The organism is Streptomyces axinellae, assembly GCF_039532135.1.
Lineage (GTDB): Bacteria > Actinomycetota > Actinomycetes > Streptomycetales > Streptomycetaceae > Streptomyces > Streptomyces axinellae.
The window spans coordinates 359,390-374,723 of sequence record NZ_BAAARJ010000001.1 but is presented as its reverse complement, the minus strand read 5'-3'; the positions used below and the strand labels follow the sequence as shown (position 1 = coordinate 374,723).

Genomic DNA, 15,334 nt, shown 5'->3' with positions numbered 1-15,334 from the left:
GCATGTTTCGACCTGGGATTTCCCTGTCCGGCGCCCACGCCGAAGGGGAACAGCCGCGTCCCGTGGAAGACGTCCGGCAGCCCACTGCCGCCGAACGTGTACGGACCCTCGTCCAGTCCAGCGTATCCGCACTGCTGACCATTCCCGGCACCGCCGAAGGCCCCGCCGAACCGGGCTCCGGCATGCCCGAGGCACGCGCCGTCACCGCCGAGGGCGACGTGATTGTGCTGGTCCCCGCGGACTCGCCGGAGGCGCGCGCCTGTCTGCACGCGCAGGACGACGAGCTGACCGCGGTGATGGAGATCACGGATGTGGCTCCCGTCTCCGTACCGCACCGCATCAGGGGCCGCGCCTGGGTCGCCGGCTGGCTCGCCCCCGTGCCCGACGCGCAGCGCGCCGCCTGCGCCCGGCTGCTCGCCGACGCCGCCCCGGCCGTCCCCGTCGCCGGTGCCGCCCGCAGAATGCTGCGCCTGGAGGTCGGCGAGGCGTACATCGACGATCTGTGGGGCGTCGGGCCGGTCGAGCCCGACGAATTCGCCGAGGCGGCACCCGACCCGCTGGCGGCGCACGAGGCGGAACTGCTCCAGCACCTGGCCTCGGCCCACGCCGACCAGGTACGGGGACTGTGCGCCTGCCGCACCGGCGAGTCGGTCGTCCCGCTGGCCATCGACCGCTTCGGGCTGCGGGTACGCGGCTGGGGCGAGAGCGGCGGCTGCGTGGACGCGCGCTTCGAGTTCCCCCAGCCGGTGGGCAGCGTCGCGGAGTTGCGGCACGCGATGCACGCGCTGTTCACCGCCGCGCAGGGGTGAAGACGACGCCGGGCGGACGCAGGAAAGGACGCGGCGCGGAGGAGGACGGGGGCGCCGAGGCGGAGCGGGCGCGGGGCAGGCGGAGTCAGCTCTCGCCCTCGCCGCCCTCGCCGCGCAGTCTTGCCCGCACTCTCTCGGCCACCTCGGCGTAGCGGGCCTCGGCGCCGTAGCGCGTGGGCTCGTAGTAGCGCTTGCCGCGCACCTCGTCCGGCGCGTACTGCTGGGCCGCGATGCCGCCCGGCAGGTCGTGCGGGTACTGGTAGCCCTTGCCGTGGCCCAGCTTCTCGGAGCCCTTGTAGTGGCTGTCGCGCAAGTGCGGCGGGACAGGGCCGGCCAGGCCCGCGCGGATGTCGGCCAGCGCCGCGTCGATCGCCGTGTACGCGGCGTTCGACTTGGGGGCCAGGGCCAGCGCGATGGTCGCCTGGCCGAGGGTGATCCGGGCCTCCGGAAAGCCGATCATGGCGACGGCCTGCGCCGCGGCGACGGCGGTCTGGAGGGCGGAGGGGTCGGCCAGGCCGATGTCCTCGCTCGCGGAGATCATCAGGCGCCGCGCGATGAACCGGGGGTCCTCCCCCGCCTCGATCATCCGCGCCAGATAGTGCAGCGCGGCGTCCACGTCGGAGCCGCGGATGGACTTGATCAGCGCGCTCGCCACGTCGTAGTGCTGGTCGCCCTCGCGGTCGTACTTCACCGCGGCACGGTCCACGGCCTCCTCGACGGTGGCCAGCGAGATCGCACTCTCGCCCTTGGCCAGCGCGGCTCCCGCACCCGCCTCCAGCGCGGTCAGCGCGCGGCGGGCATCCCCGCCCGCGATGCGCAGCAGATGGGCCTCCGCGTCCTCGGGCAGGGCCACCTCACCCGCCAGGCCACGTTCGTCGGCGACCGCTCTGCGCAGCAGCCCGCGCAGGTCGTCATCGGTCAGCGGCTCCAGGGTCAGCAGCAGGGAGCGGGAGAGGAGGGGGGAGATCACCGAGAAGTACGGGTTCTCCGTCGTGGCGGCGATCAGGGTGACCCAGCGGTTCTCCACGGCGGGCAGCAGGGAGTCCTGCTGGGCCTTGCTGAAGCGGTGGATCTCGTCCAGGAACAGGACGGTGTCCTTGCTGTAGGCGCCCGAGGAGCGCCGCGCCCCGTCGATGACGGCGCGCACCTCCTTCACGCCCGCCGTGATCGCCGACAGTTCCACGAACCGCTTGTCCGTCGCCTTGCTGACCACGTAGGCGAGCGTCGTCTTGCCGATCCCGGGCGGACCCCACAACATCACCGACGAGGGCCCCGCGGGTCCACCGCCGCCCTCTCCCACCAGGCGGCGCAGCGGAGAGCCGGGACGCAGCAGATGCTGCTGGCCCACCACCTCATCCAGGGTGCGCGGCCTCATCCGGACCGCCAGGGGGCTGGCGGACGGGTCCTTGGCCTGACGGTCCTCGGCTGCTGCGGTGAAAAGATCGGGCTCCACGCCGGAACCCTAAGCCAGACCACTGACAGACCCCTGACAGACCGCTGACAACCGCCCCGCCGTCCGCCCTCCCCCGGAGTCCCTGGCCGGAACCGACGGGGTGCGCGGGCGGACGGGCACGCGTCAGCCCGTCCAGAAGTCCCACCAGCGCGTGAGGATGAGAATGCCGATGACGCCGACGTGCAGCACCGGCAGTACCCAGGGGAACTCGTCGGCGAAGCCGCGCACCGCGGCGGGCGCCGGCAGGAAGCCGCTGCGGATGTTGTGCGCGGTGACGTACCAGAACATGACGAGGGTGGCGACCCAGGCCAGGCAGCACCACAGGCACAGCGAACCGATGTTGTACAGCGACTGGTACTGCAGCCAGGTGCAGAACCCGACGCCGAACAGGCAGCCCGCGTTGAACGTCAGCCAGTACCAGCGCGGGAAGGTCACGCGGGTGAGCAGCGTGACGCCGACGGCGATGACGATGCCGTAAGCGACCAGGCCGATCATGGGGTTGGGCGCGCCGAAGGCCGAAGCCTGGTCGCTCTCCATGATGTTGCCGCAGGAGACGACGGGGTTGATGCTGCACCCCGGCTTGAAGTTCTTGTCCTCCAGCAGCTTGAACTTGTCGAGGGTGATCACCCACGCGGCGAGCAGGCCGGCGGCGCCGGTGATGATCAGCATCCAGGAGAAGGCGCGACTCGCGCCGACGGCACCCCCCTCCGGTTCGTCCGCAGCGGTGTGCGCCTCTTCGGGGGGTGCCGTCGTCGTCATAGCCTCTGTCGTCCTGTCATCTGGTCCGTGGCCGGTGTGCCGCACATTGTGCCCCAGCCGGCTGTGGAATCACCGCAGGTGCGCCCGCAGTTCAGCCACCACCCGGTCGAGCGCGACGGGGGTCTGCTCGCCACTGGTGAGGTCCTTGAGCTGGGCGACGCCCTCGGCCAGATCGCGCTCGCCCAGCAGCAGGGCGAAGCGCGCGCCGGAGCGGTTGGCCGACTTCATGGCGTTCTTCATGCCCTTGCCGCCGTAGGCGAGGTCCGCCGCGAGCCCTTCCCGGCGCAGCTCGGTCACCAGCGCGAAGAGCCGCCGCCGCGCCTCGTCGCCGAGCGGGATGGCGAACACCTCGGTGGTGGCGGGGAGTTCGAGGGTCACGCCCTCGGCCTCCAGGGCCAGCACCGTACGGTCCACACCCAACGCCCAGCCGACGGAGGGCAGCGCCGGGCCGCCGATCATCTCCGAGAGGCCGTCGTACCGGCCCCCGCCGCCGACGGCGGACTGGGAGCCGAGGCCGTCGTGGACGAACTCGAAAGTGGTACGCGTGTAGTAGTCGAGGCCGCGCACCAGCCGCGGGTCGTCCTCGAAGCCGACGCCCGCCTCCGTGAGGAGGGAACGCACCTCTTCGTGGAAGCTCTTGCACTCCTCGCACAGGTGATCGCGCATCATCGGCGCGTCCTTGAGCTGCCGCTGAACGCTCTCGCGCTTGTCGTCCAGCACCCGCAGCGGGTTGATCTCGATGCGGGAGCGGGTGTCCTCGTCCAGGTCGAGGCCGCGCAGGAACTCCTGGAGGGCCGCGCGGTAGACCGGCCGGCAGGTGCGGTCGCCCAGCGAGTTGAGCAGGATGCGGAAGTCGCGCAGCCCCAGCGAGCGGTAGGCGTCGTGCGCCAGGATGATCAGCTCGGCGTCCAGCGTGGGGTCCTCCGCGCCGATCGCCTCGGCGCCCACCTGCGAGAAGTGACGGTAACGCCCCTTCTGGGGGCGCTCGTAGCGGTAGTACGAGCCCGAATACCACAGCTTCACCGGGAGGTTGCCGGCCTTGTGGAGGCTGGATTCCAGCGCGGCGCGCAGTACGGATGCCGTGCCCTCGGGGCGCAGGGCCAGATCGGTGCCGCCCTTGGTGGTGAGGGTGTACATCTCCTTGGTGACGATGTCGGTGGACTCCCCGACACCGCGTGCGAACAGCTCGACGCTCTCGAACCCGGGGGTCTCCGCGTAGCCGTACCCTGCCCGGCGCAGCGGTGCGGACAGCGCCTCGCGCACCGCGAGATAGTTCGCGGAGTCGGGCGGGAGCAGGTCATAGGTGCCCTTGGGGGCCTTGAAGGTACTCACGAAGCTCGTCGTCACATTCCTCGTCGCGGGGCCGCGTCGAAGACGCCGCCTCCGGGGCCGTCGCCCGCCACCTGCCGCAGGAAGGGGTTGGTGGCGCGCTCTTGGCCGATGGTCGTCTGGGGGCCGTGCCCGGCCAGGACCACGGTCTCGTCCTCCAGCGGCAGGCACACACGTGCCAGCGAGCCGAGGATCTCGTCCGGGTCGCCACCGGGGAGGTCGGTGCGTCCGATGGAGCCGGCGAACAGCAGGTCGCCCGAGAACAGCACCGGCGGAACGTCGGGCCGCTCGGGCATCCGGAAGGTCACCGACCCCTTGGTATGGCCCGGCGCGTGCGCCACGGCCAGCTCCAGTCCGGCCAGCTCCAGCCGCGCTCCGTCGGTCAGTTCCTCGACGTCGTCGGGCTCGCCCACGGTCAGCTCCCCCATCAGCGGCCGGCCGATGGTGCGGCCCAGCGCCTTCTCGGGATCGCTCATCATGTAGCGGTCCTCCGGGTGGATCCAGGCGGGCACGCCGTGGGCGCCGCAGACGGGGACGACGGAGGCGACATGGTCGATATGGCCGTGCGTGAGGATCACCGCGACCGGCTTGAGCCGGTGCTTGGCGACGGCCTCCTCGACACCCTCGGCGGCCTGGTGGCCCGGGTCGATGATCACGCACTCCTCACCGGCGGCGGGGGCGACCAGATAACAGTTGGTCCCCCAGGCCCCGGCGGGGAACCCGGCAACGAGCACGATCGTCCTTCAATCGTCCGACAACAGGATGCGGCGGTGGCGCCGAGCAGGCATTTCCCCGGCCCGGCAGCCCTCAGCCTACCGGCGCGGCCCAGCGGGGGGCGAACCCGTGACGGGACCGTATACGGTACGTGGCCGACGGCCGCGGCCTCATCCGGGCGCGGCCCGCCCGCTGGAGTCCCCGCACGTGCGGCGCCTCGAAGGAGACGAGACCGTGGTGAGCAGTGAGCAGCGCAGGAAGCAGTTGGCGCGGGAGAAGTTCGAGCGCCAGCGCAAGCGGCGGGAGGCAGCCCGCCGCAAGGCCCGGATACGCAACGCCGCCATCGCCCTGGGCGTGATCCTCGTCCTGGTGGCCGGCGGCGCCTACGCGGCGGGCGGCGGGCTGAATGGGGACGAGAAGAGCGACGCGAAGAAGGACGAGGCGGCGGACGAGCAGCCCAGCAAGGCCGCCGACCCCTGCGACAAGCCCGCCAAGGGCCTGCCGAACGGCAAGCGGTGGAAGAAGGAGCCGTCGATGCGGGTGGACAGGTCCGCCTCGTACCGCATGGACCTGGACACCACCTGCGGGCGCATCGGGATCAGCATGGACGCCGGCAAGGCGCCGCACACGGTCAACTCCTTCGCATTCCTGGCGGGCCAGAAGTTCTTCGACCACACGCCCTGCCACCGGCTGGCCGAGGACACGAAGATCCACATCCTGCAGTGCGGCGACCCCCAGGGCACCGGCCAGGGCGGCCCCGGCTACACGATTCCCGACGAGAATCTGAAGGACCCCCGGATCAGGGGCGAGAAGTACCCAGCCGGGACGGTCGCGATGGCCAACCAGTACGACGCGAAGAGCGGCAAGGGCCGGGACAGCGGCGGAAGCCAGTTCTTCCTCGTCTTCGAGGACAGCGAACTGCCGCCCGACTACACCCCGTTCGGCAAGATCACCGAGGGCATGGGCGTCCTGAAGAAGATCGCCAAGGCCGGGTCCACTCCGGACCCCCGGACCCGCAACACCCCGCCCAACGCCACCGTGATGATCGACAAGGCCACCGTACGGAAGTCCTGAGCCCGCTCATGCCGGGAATTTCGGCCGCGCGGATTGCGGACAGCGCGGGCGCCGGTCGCCTATGTTGTCGTTGTGTAGGGTGCCTGCGCCGACGGCCGGACGATTCTGCCGGCCGGACGAAAACTGTGGACGATGCCGGGGGCCGCACGCCCCTTTCCAGGCGTCATGTGGAGGAGGCGCTGTGAGCAGCGACCCGTGGGGCCGTGTCGATGACGCGGGGACTGTATACGTGCGTACGGCCGACGGCGAGAAGGTCGTCGGATCGTGGCAGGCGGGCTCGCCCGATGAGGCCCTCGCCTACTTCAAGCGCAAGTACGACGGTCTGGTCGTGGAGATCGGCCTCCTGGAGCGTCGGGTCAAGACGACCGACCTGTCGGCGAAGGACGCCGCGACAGCGATCGGTCACCTGCGCGAGCAGGTTGACGCGCATCACGCCGTGGGCGATCTCGACGCGCTGCGCGCCCGGCTCGACAAGCTGGACGAAGCCGTCGAGGAGCGCCGCGAGGAGCGCAAGGCCCGCAAGGCGCAGCAGTCCGAGGAGGCGCGCGGCGCCAAGGAACAGCTGGTGGCCGAGGCCGAGGAGCTGGCCCGCAGCGACCAGTGGCGGGCAGCGGGTGAGCGGCTGCGCGCGCTGGTGGACACCTGGAAGGGCCTGCCCCGGCTGGATCGCAAGACCGATGACGAGCTGTGGCACCGCTTCTCGCACGCCAGGTCCGCCTTCTCCAAGCGCCGTAAGGCCCACTTCGCACAGCTGGACGCGCAGCGCGAGGAGGCCAGGCAGCGCAAGGAGAAGCTGGTGGCCGAGGCCGAGTCGCTGTCCCGGTCGCAGGACTGGGGGCCGACGGCGGCCAAGTACCGCGAGCTGATGCAGGAGTGGAAGTCGGCGGGGCGGGCCCAGCGGGAGCACGAGGACGATCTGTGGAGCCGCTTCCGGGGCGCGCAGGATGTCTTCTTCCAGGCCCGCGGTGAGGTGTTCGCCGAGCGCGACAGCGAGCAGCGCGAGAATCTCACCCGCAAGGAGGAGCTGGCCGCCGAGGCGGAGAAGCTGTTGCCCGTCACGGACTTGAAGGCGGCCCGGCCGGCCTTCCGCGCGATCAATGAGCGCTGGGATGCCATCGGGCACGTACCGCGCGAGGCACGGCCCAGGATCGAGGGCCGGATGCACGCGGTGGAGCGGGCGATCCAGGAGGCCGAGGAGGCCGAGTGGCGCCGTACCAACCCGGAGGCCAGGGCCCGTGCCGCGGGTCTGACCGGGCAGCTCCAGGACGCGGTCGACAAGCTGCGCGCCCAGATCGACAGGGCCCGCGCGGCGGGCAACAACGCGAAGGCCGACAAGCTGGAACAGGAACTGGCCGGCCGCCAGATGCTCTTGGACCAGGCCCAGAAGGGTCTCCAGGAGTTCGGCGGCTGACCTTCACGGATCGGCCTTGGCGAAGGGGCTGGCGAGCCGGGTCGCTCGACCGCCGGGCCCGCACGGTTGTAGTCGCGCGCCGCTGTAGCTGAAAGGGGTGGGGGTACTGCCCCACACCCCTTTCAGCATGTCCGGGGCGGGCCAGCCCCCGGAGGTCTCCCCCGCTACGGCAAGGGGCAAGGGAACCGGGAAACCAGGGGCGGGGCTCTGAAGTACCCGCCTGTTACTACTGCCGGGAACGCCGTGGTGACAGGCGGAGCCCGGCGCGACGCCGGCCGGGGACAGAGGCACACCGCCAGCGGGTGCCTGCCTCGACAGCGGCGGGTGGGGTGCCGGGGGTTACACAGGGCCCGGGGGCTCGACGAGCCGGGAGCCGGCCGACGGTGATGGGCACGGCACTCCGGGAGCGCAGCTCCCGCACTCCCGACGGTCCAGGAGCCGGGGATCCCGGGCGGAACCCCCGCACTCCCGACGGACCAGGAGCCTGGGATCCCGGACGCAACCCCTTGCTCTCCACAGCCGGAAGCCGAGGTTCCGGAGGGGGTAGCCCCCGGGCCCTCTCCCGCCGCGACGGCGGGCGACCACCACGGCGAGGGTCCGGCGGAATTCAAGGCGGCCCCCGCCACAACGTGCGCCGAAGAGCCACCGCGGAGCCGCCCGCTAAGGGCGCCGCGCGGAGGTCACGCGGTAGACGTCGTAGACACCCTCCACGCCGCGTACCGCCTTCAGCACGTGCCCGAGGTGCTTGGGGTCGCCCATCTCGAAGGTGAAGCGCGAGGTGGCCACCCGGTCGCGGGAAGTCTGCACGGCCGCCGACAGGATGTTGACGTGCTGATCGGACAGCACCCTGGTCACATCGGAGAGGAGCCGGGACCTGTCCAGCGCCTCGACCTGGATGGCGACGAGGAAGACGGAGGACTGGGTGGGCGCCCACTCGACCTCCAGGATCCGCTCGGGCTCCTTGGCCAGGGAGTCGATGTTGACGCAGTCGGCGCGGTGCACGGATACCCCGTTGCCCCGCGTGACGAAGCCGATGATGGGATCGCCCGGTACCGGTGTGCAGCAGCGCGCCAGCTTGACCCACACGTCCGAGCCGACGCCCTTGACGACCACCCCCGGGTCGGCCATGGACCGCCGCTTGGTGCGGGTCGGCATCGGCGGCGTGGTCTCGGCCAGATCCTCCTTGGCCTCGTCCTCCCCGCCGAGCGCCTGCACCAGCTTCTGGCAGATGTGCTGCGCCGAGACGTGGCCTTCACCGATCGCCGCGTAGAGCGCGGAGATGTCCGGGTAGCGCATCTCGTGCGCGAGGGTGACCAGCGAGTCTCCGGTGAGGATGCGCTGGATGGGCAGGTTCTGTTTGCGCATGGCCCGCGCTATGGCGTCCTTGCCCTGCTCGATCGCCTCGTCGCGCCGCTCCTTGGTGAACCAGGCGCGGATCTTGTTGCGGGCACGCGGTGACTTGACGAAGCCCAGCCAGTCGCGCGAGGGCCCGGCGCCGGGGGCCTTGGAGGTGAAGACCTCGACGGTGTCGCCGTTGTCGAGCGTCGATTCGAGCGGCACCAGACGGCCGTTGACGCGCGCGCCGATGGTGCGGTGCCCCACTTCCGTGTGCACGGCGTAGGCGAAGTCGACGGGGGTCGCGCCGGCCGGGAGAGCTATGACGTCGCCCTTGGGCGTGAAGACGAAGACCTCGTTGCGCGAGAGGTCGAAGCGCAGCGACTCCAGGAACTCGCCCGGGTCCTCGGTCTCCTTCTGCCAGTCCAGCAACTGCCGCAGCCAGGACATGTCGTTGATGGTGTCCTGGCCGCCGGCCTTGCTGTTGCTCCTGGGCGCATCCGAACGCACCTTGGAGGCCCCCGCGACGGCCTGCTGCTTGTACTTCCAGTGCGCCGCGATGCCGTACTCGGCGCGGCGGTGCATGTCGAAGGTGCGGATCTGCAGCTCTACGGGCTTGCCCCCGGGCCCGATGACCGTCGTGTGCAGCGACTGGTACATGTTGAACTTGGGCATCGCGATGTAGTCCTTGAACCGCCCGGGAACCGGGTTCCAGCGGGCGTGGACGGTGCCCAGCGCGGCGTAGCAGTCGCGGACGGTGTCCACCAGGACGCGGATGCCCACCAGGTCGTAGATCTCCGCGAAGTCCCGGCCGCGGACGATCATCTTCTGGTAGACGCTGTAGTAGTGCTTCGGCCGTCCGGTGACAGTGGCCTTGATGCGGGCCGCGCGCAGGTCGGCCTGGACCTCGTCGGTGACGACGGCCAGGTACTCGTCCCGCTTGGGGGCGCGCTCGGCGACCAGCCGGACGATCTCGTCGTACATCTTGGGGTAGAGGATCGCGAAGGCGAGGTCCTCCAGTTCCCACTTGATGGTGTTCATACCCAGCCGGTGGGCCAGCGGGGCGAAGATCTCCAGGGTCTCGCGGGCCTTCTGCTCCTGCTTGGACCGCTTGAGGTAGCGCATCGTGCGCATGTTGTGCAGCCGGTCGGCGAGCTTGATGACCAGGACGCGGGGGTCCTTGGCCATGGCGACGACCATCTTGCGCACCGTCTCGGCCTGCGCGGCCTCGCCGAACTTGACCTTGTCGAGCTTGGTGACACCGTCCACCAGCAGCGCGACCTGGTCGCCGAAGTCGCGACGGAGAGTGTCGAGGCCGTACTCGGTGTCCTCGACGGTGTCGTGCAACAGGCCCGCCATCAAGGTGGCCGGATCCATGCCCAGCTCGGCGAGGATGGTGGTGACCGCGAGAGGGTGGGTGATGTACGGATCGCCGCTCTTGCGCTTCTGCCCCCGGTGCCAGCGCTCGGCCACCTGGTAGGCGCGCTCGATCTGGCGGAGCGTCGAGGACTCGATCTTGGCGTCGTTGCTGCGCACTATCCGCAGCAGGGGCTCCAGGACCGGGTTGAACGGGCTGGAGCGCTGCACCCCGAGCCGTGCCAGACGGGCGCGTACGCGGTTGGAGGAGCCGGAGCGGCCCGAAACCCCCGAGACGGCCCGCGCGGGCGCCACACGGTCGGTTGCGCCGCTCTCGGAGCCGTCAGGGGCTCCCCCGGCGGCGGCCTGGGGCTCGGAGCCCTTCTTGCCCTTGCCGGTGCTGGTGCCGTTCCCGGCCGGACGGGGCTTGCCCGAGCCGCCGCTCTTGTGGGGCAGCCCTTCGCTCGCCGCGGCGTCCGGCCGCTGCCGTGCCGCGCCGTCGGCGGCCGTAGCGTCCTGGTGCTGTGCGGCGGTGAGCTGCTGGGCCTCGTCTGGCAAAAGCACTCCTCGTTCGACCCCAGGTCGGACTGCCATGGTAGCCATTCCGCGCTCCGCGCCCCTCCTGGGCCGGGGCGGGCGGGCACGACGAAGGCGGCCACCTTCTGCGTGAACGTATCGGGTGGCCGCCTTATGCCGCTGCTGCCGGCCCCACGCTGTGGTCGGACTGTGACAGCTCAGACCGTGACGAGGGCGTCCAGCGGTGCTCCTTCCAGGGCCCGCTCGACCCGGGACCGGCCGTCGAGGAAGCTCAGCTCCAAGAGCATCGCCACCCCCGCGACCTCGGCCCCCGCACGGCGGATGAGCTGCACGGAGGCGTCGGCGGTGCCCCCGGTCGCCAGCACGTCGTCGATCACCAGGACGCGGTCGCCGGCGCCCAGGTCCTCCGCGTGGATCTCGATCTCGGCGCTGCCGTACTCCAGGTCGTAGGTCTGCGAGAGCGTGGCGCCGGGCAGCTTGCCCGCCTTGCGCACGGGGACGAAGCCGACGCCCGCGCGGACCGCCGCCGGGGCCGCGAGGATGAAGCCGCGCGCCTCCAGACCGACGACCTTGGTGGCGCCGTGCCGGGCGACCAGAGCGGCGAGCACGTCGGTCAGGGCCGAGAACGCCTCCGGGTCGGCCAGGAGCGGGGTGATGTCCTTGAACGTCACCCCGGGCTTCGGGTAGTCCGGCACATCGTGGATCCGGGCGGCCAGCAGCTCCCGTACCTCGTCGGGGAGCAGGGGCGGCGCGGGGGACTCCATGGCGCTCACGTCCTCACCTGCGCTTTCCCGAGGGCCTGCCGCGACCGCCCCGGTTGCGGGGCGGCTCCTGTCGGCGCTGGCCGGAGACTCCGGCGCCCGCACCGGCACCGTTCCCGTTGCCGTCCTGGACGGTGATGCGAGGGCGGGTGCCGCCGTCGTCCTCGCCACCGGGCCCGTCCCCGTCCTGGGGGCCGTCCGAGTCGTGGCCCTCGCGCTCCTCGGCCTTGGCGCGCTTGGCCCGCACGCGCTTGGCGAGCGCCTTCATCTGCGGCTCGCGCTCCTTGAAGTCGGCGACGAGCGGGGTCGCGATGAAGATCGAGGAGTAGGCGCCGGCGGCCAGGCCGACGAACAGCGAGAGCGCGATGTCGTTGAGCATGCCGCCACCGAGCAGGCCGCCGCCGATGAACAGCAGGCCGGCGACGGGCAGCAGCGCGACGACGGTGGTGTTGATGGAGCGCACCAGGGTGCTGTTGATGCTGCGGTTGGCGATCTCGCTGTAGGTGAACTTCGTCTGCTTGGTGACGTTCTTGCTGCCCTCTCTGAGCCCGTCGAAGACGACGACGGTGTCGTAGAGCGAGTAGCCGAGAATCGTCAGCAGACCGATCACGGTGCCCGGTGTGACTTCGAAGCCGACCAGGGAGTAGACGCCGACGGTGATGGTGAGGTCGTGGATGAGGGCGATGAGCGCGGCGAGCGCCATACGCCACTCGAAGGCGATGGCGAGATAGATCACCACCAGGACCATGAAGATCCCGAGCCCCTGCCACGCCTTGTTGGCGATCTGCTCGCCCCAGCTGGGGCCGACGAGTTGCGCGTCGATCTTCTCCGGGTTGACCTTCAGCTCTTCGGCGAGCTGCTCCTTGACCGCGGAGGAGGTCTTGGTGTCCACGCCGGCGATCTGGACGCGCATTCCGCCGTCGCCCAGCTCCTGGACGATGGCGGTGTGCCCGGAGATCTTCTCGGCCGAGTGGACGGTCTGCTCGACGGAGGCCGTGGTCTTGGGCGTGGTGAAGACCGCGCCGCCCTCGAACTCGATGCCCATGTTGAGCCCGCGGACCACGAGCCCGACGATCGCCGTGATCGTGATCAGGATCGAGACGCCGTACCAGAGCTTGCGGTGACCGATGAAGTCGTAGCCGACCTCGCCGCGGTAGAGCCGGGCGCCGAGATTGCCGAGACGGGACATCTCACGCCTCCTTCGTGTCGGTGCTGACGGAGGAGCGACGGCCGCGCCGCAGCGGCGGCTTTGCGCCGAGCCTGGTGGGATCGAGCCCGGACCACGGGTGCCCGTCGGAGAAGAACTTCCTGCGGGCCAGCAGCGTCATGATCGGCTTGGTGAAGAAGAAGACCACGACGACGTCGAGCGCGGTGGTCAGGCCGAGCGTGAACGCGAAGCCCTGCACCTTGCCGACGGTGACGATGAACAGCACCGCGGCGGCGAGGAAGGAGACGAAGTCCGAGACCAGGATGGTGCGCCGGGCACGCGGCCAGGCGCGCTCGACGGCGGGCCGCAGCGTGCGTCCCTCGCGCACCTCGTCTCTGATGCGTTCGAAGTAGACGATGAACGAGTCCGCGGTGATGCCGATGGCGACGATGGCACCGCAGACCGCGGGCAGGTTGAGCGCGAAGCCCATCGCGGGGCCCAGCAAAGTCATGATCGTGTACGTCAGCACGGCGGAGACCAGCAGGCTGAGGATCGCGATCAGGGACAGGCCGCGGTAGTAGGCGACGAGGTAGATGATGACCAGGGCAAGGCCGATGGCGCCGGCGATCAGGCCCGCGTGCAACTGGTCGCTGCCGAGCGCGGCGGTGACCGTGGTCACATCGGACTCGTCGAAGGAGAGCGGCAGCGCGCCGTAGGAGAGGATGTTGCCCAGGTCCTCGGCGGACTCCTGAGTGAAGCTGCCGGAGATCTCGGCGTTGTTGGTCAGCCGCTGGTTGACGGTCGGGGCCGACTGGACCTCGCCGTCCAGCGCGATGGCGAACTGGTTCTGCGGCTGCTGCTGCTTCATCAGCTTGCCGGTGATCTTGCCGAACTGGCTGGAGCCCTTGTCGTCGAACGACATCTGGACGATCCACTGGGCCCGCTGCTGGTCGAAGACCGCCTTGGCGTCCTTGACGTTCTTGCCCTGGACGGCGACCGGGCCGAGCGCGTACTTGACCTTCTCGCGCGCGTCACAGGCGACGATCTGCTGCGAGGGCTTGGCGCTGGCGGCCTTCTCGCTGGCCTTCGCCCTGGCTTCCTTGCTGTTGCAGTTCAGCGCCTGCAGCTTCTTGGCCAGCGCGCCGGAGACGCCGGGCGGCTGCTGGGGCTGCGGGGGGGCCGAGGGCGGGGGGGTCTTCTTGCTGCCGGATCCGCTGGACTCGCCCGGCTTGGGGGTGGGGGTGTCCGCCGTCTTGGCGCTCTGGGACTTCAGCCCCTCGGTGACCGCGCGGCCCTGTCCCCCGGACGCCGAGGAGCCCGAGGACGCCTTCTGACCGGCGTCCCCCGCGCCCTTGTCCCCGCTCTTGTCGCCCTCGCCGCTCTTGCCGTCCTGCCCGTCCTTCTTCTTGCCCGAACCCGCGGTGTCGGACGGCGACGGTGTCGGTACCGGCTGCTGCTGGCCGGTCTGGGCCAGCGTCAGCACCGGGCGGAAGCCCAGTTCGGCGGTCGTGCCCACCTGCTCGCGTGCCTGCTTGGAGTTGGTGCCCTTCGGGATGTTGACGATGATGTGCCGGTCGCCCTGGGTCTGGACCTCGGCCTCCTGCACACCGAGACCGTTGACGCGCCGCTCGATGATGCTGACGGCGGTGTCCATGTTGGTCTTGTTGATCGCGTTGGGCTTGCCCGGCTGGTTCTTCGCCTCAAGCGTGATGCTCGTACCGCCGGCGAGGTCGATCCCCAGCCGGGGGCTGGTGTGGCCCGAGAGGAACATCCCCCCGAACAACCCGGCCATGACCAGCATGATCAGCACAAGGGAGCGCCACGGCCTGCCCTTTGTGCCGGGAGCCTTCCGGCCCCTCTTCGGTGCTGCCACCTTCTCGTCTCTCCCTGTCCAACCGCCCTGGCCGCCCCCTGAGTTCGGCTGGGCGGCCCGGCGGCACGCGAAGTGGTCTGTGGACGTGCTACGCCGCCGGACCCGGTCTCCCCCGACCTTCGGCCAGGAGGTGCCCCCACAGTCCGGCGGCGCCGACCTTACTTGGAGTCGGAGTCTCCGTCCCGCTTGGCATCCTTCGAGCCGGTGGTGTCGGCCTTGGCCGTGTCCACCTTGGGCTCCTCGGGTGCGTCCACGGCGGCCTTGGCGTCCTTGTCGGCTTCGTCGTCGGCGGGCGCGTCCGCGGCGGTGTCCTTCTTGCCGAGGTCGAGCTTCCCGTCCGCGGGAGAGTCCTCGTCGCGGGTCAGCGCCGAGGCGTCGTCCGGAACCACCGTGTCGACGTCCAGCTCCTCGCCCTCGGGACCGTTGACGATGCGGTCGAACTCCTCGTCCGGGAGGACGGCACCGATCGCGTTCTTTGCGAACAGAGCGTGCACGCCCGGCTCGATCTCGACCAGGACGGCGTCGTCGCGGACCTCCTTGACGACGGCATACATGCCCCCGATGGTCCGGATGCCCGTGCCGGGCTGCATCTGGTCACGCATCTGCGCTGCCTGACGCTGCTTCTTCTTGGCCGAGCGGGTCATCAGGAACATGGCCCCGATGAGCACGATGAAAGGGAGCAGAGCAATAGGATCCACGGCGGAAGATATTCCTTCATGGCCGCGTCTCAGCGGCCTGGGTTTTCGGGGGTGGGCAAGCCTCCGCAAAGGGAGGGC

12 protein-coding genes are annotated in these 15,334 nt (G+C 70.5%); 3 read left to right on the top strand and 9 right to left on the bottom strand.

Features of this window, described 5'->3' with window-relative positions; translation table 11 throughout:
• Positions 1-2: 2 nt before the first annotated feature.
• Complete coding sequence (locus tag ABD339_RS01550; protein WP_344561292.1) at positions 3-809, top strand: DUF2470 domain-containing protein; 807 nt, start codon at positions 3-5, stop codon at positions 807-809.
• A gap of 85 nt (positions 810-894) precedes the next feature.
• Here the strand turns inward: ABD339_RS01550 and ABD339_RS01545 are convergent, their stop codons facing one another.
• The 4 genes from ABD339_RS01545 to ABD339_RS01530 form a co-directional block, all read right to left on the bottom strand.
• Positions 895-2,262, bottom strand: a complete 1,368-nt coding sequence (locus tag ABD339_RS01545) for a replication-associated recombination protein A (protein ID WP_344561291.1) — start codon at positions 2,260-2,262, stop codon at positions 895-897.
• A 123-nt stretch (positions 2,263-2,385) separates the two neighbouring features.
• Positions 2,386-3,021 (bottom strand): vitamin K epoxide reductase family protein, encoded by a 636-nt coding sequence (locus tag ABD339_RS01540; protein WP_344561290.1) that lies wholly within the window; start codon positions 3,019-3,021, stop codon positions 2,386-2,388.
• A 69-nt stretch (positions 3,022-3,090) separates the two neighbouring features.
• Entirely contained in the window at positions 3,091-4,353 is a 1,263-nt protein-coding gene (gene hisS, locus ABD339_RS01535) for a histidine--tRNA ligase (protein WP_344561289.1), read from the bottom strand.
• 11 nt (positions 4,354-4,364) lie between these two features.
• Positions 4,365-5,084 carry an MBL fold metallo-hydrolase gene (locus ABD339_RS01530; protein ID WP_344561287.1) on the bottom strand — a complete coding sequence of 240 codons (720 nt, stop codon included), beginning with the start codon at positions 5,082-5,084 and terminating at the stop codon, positions 4,365-4,367.
• A 214-nt stretch (positions 5,085-5,298) separates the two neighbouring features.
• Between ABD339_RS01530 and ABD339_RS01525 the strand changes: the two genes are divergently transcribed.
• A complete protein-coding gene (locus ABD339_RS01525; RefSeq protein ID WP_344561285.1) occupies positions 5,299-6,138 on the top strand; it encodes a peptidylprolyl isomerase in 840 nt (279 codons plus the stop codon).
• Positions 6,139-6,319: 181 nt separating this feature from the next.
• Positions 6,320-7,549 (top strand): DUF349 domain-containing protein, encoded by a 1,230-nt coding sequence (locus tag ABD339_RS01520; RefSeq protein ID WP_344561281.1) that lies wholly within the window; start codon positions 6,320-6,322, stop codon positions 7,547-7,549.
• 660 nt (positions 7,550-8,209) lie between these two features.
• Here the strand turns inward: ABD339_RS01520 and ABD339_RS01515 are convergent.
• The 5 genes from ABD339_RS01515 to yajC all read right to left on the bottom strand — a co-directional run bounded on the left by ABD339_RS01515 (position 8,210) and on the right by yajC (position 15,256).
• Entirely contained in the window at positions 8,210-10,798 is a 2,589-nt protein-coding gene (locus tag ABD339_RS01515; RefSeq protein ID WP_344561279.1) for a RelA/SpoT family protein, read from the bottom strand.
• Positions 10,799-10,974: 176 nt separating this feature from the next.
• Complete coding sequence (locus ABD339_RS01510) at positions 10,975-11,541, bottom strand: adenine phosphoribosyltransferase (protein WP_344561599.1); 567 nt, start codon at positions 11,539-11,541, stop codon at positions 10,975-10,977.
• A 13-nt stretch (positions 11,542-11,554) separates the two neighbouring features.
• Positions 11,555-12,727 carry a protein translocase subunit SecF gene (gene secF, locus ABD339_RS01505; RefSeq protein ID WP_344561277.1) on the bottom strand — a complete coding sequence of 391 codons (1,173 nt, stop codon included), beginning with the start codon at positions 12,725-12,727 and terminating at the stop codon, positions 11,555-11,557.
• A 1-nt stretch (position 12,728) separates the two neighbouring features.
• Positions 12,729-14,558 (bottom strand): protein translocase subunit SecD, encoded by a 1,830-nt coding sequence (secD, locus tag ABD339_RS01500; protein WP_344561275.1) that lies wholly within the window; start codon positions 14,556-14,558, stop codon positions 12,729-12,731.
• A 158-nt stretch (positions 14,559-14,716) separates the two neighbouring features.
• Positions 14,717-15,256, bottom strand: coding sequence for a preprotein translocase subunit YajC (yajC, locus tag ABD339_RS01495; protein WP_344561273.1), 540 nt, complete (start codon positions 15,254-15,256; stop codon positions 14,717-14,719).
• Positions 15,257-15,334: the final 78 nt, after the last annotated feature.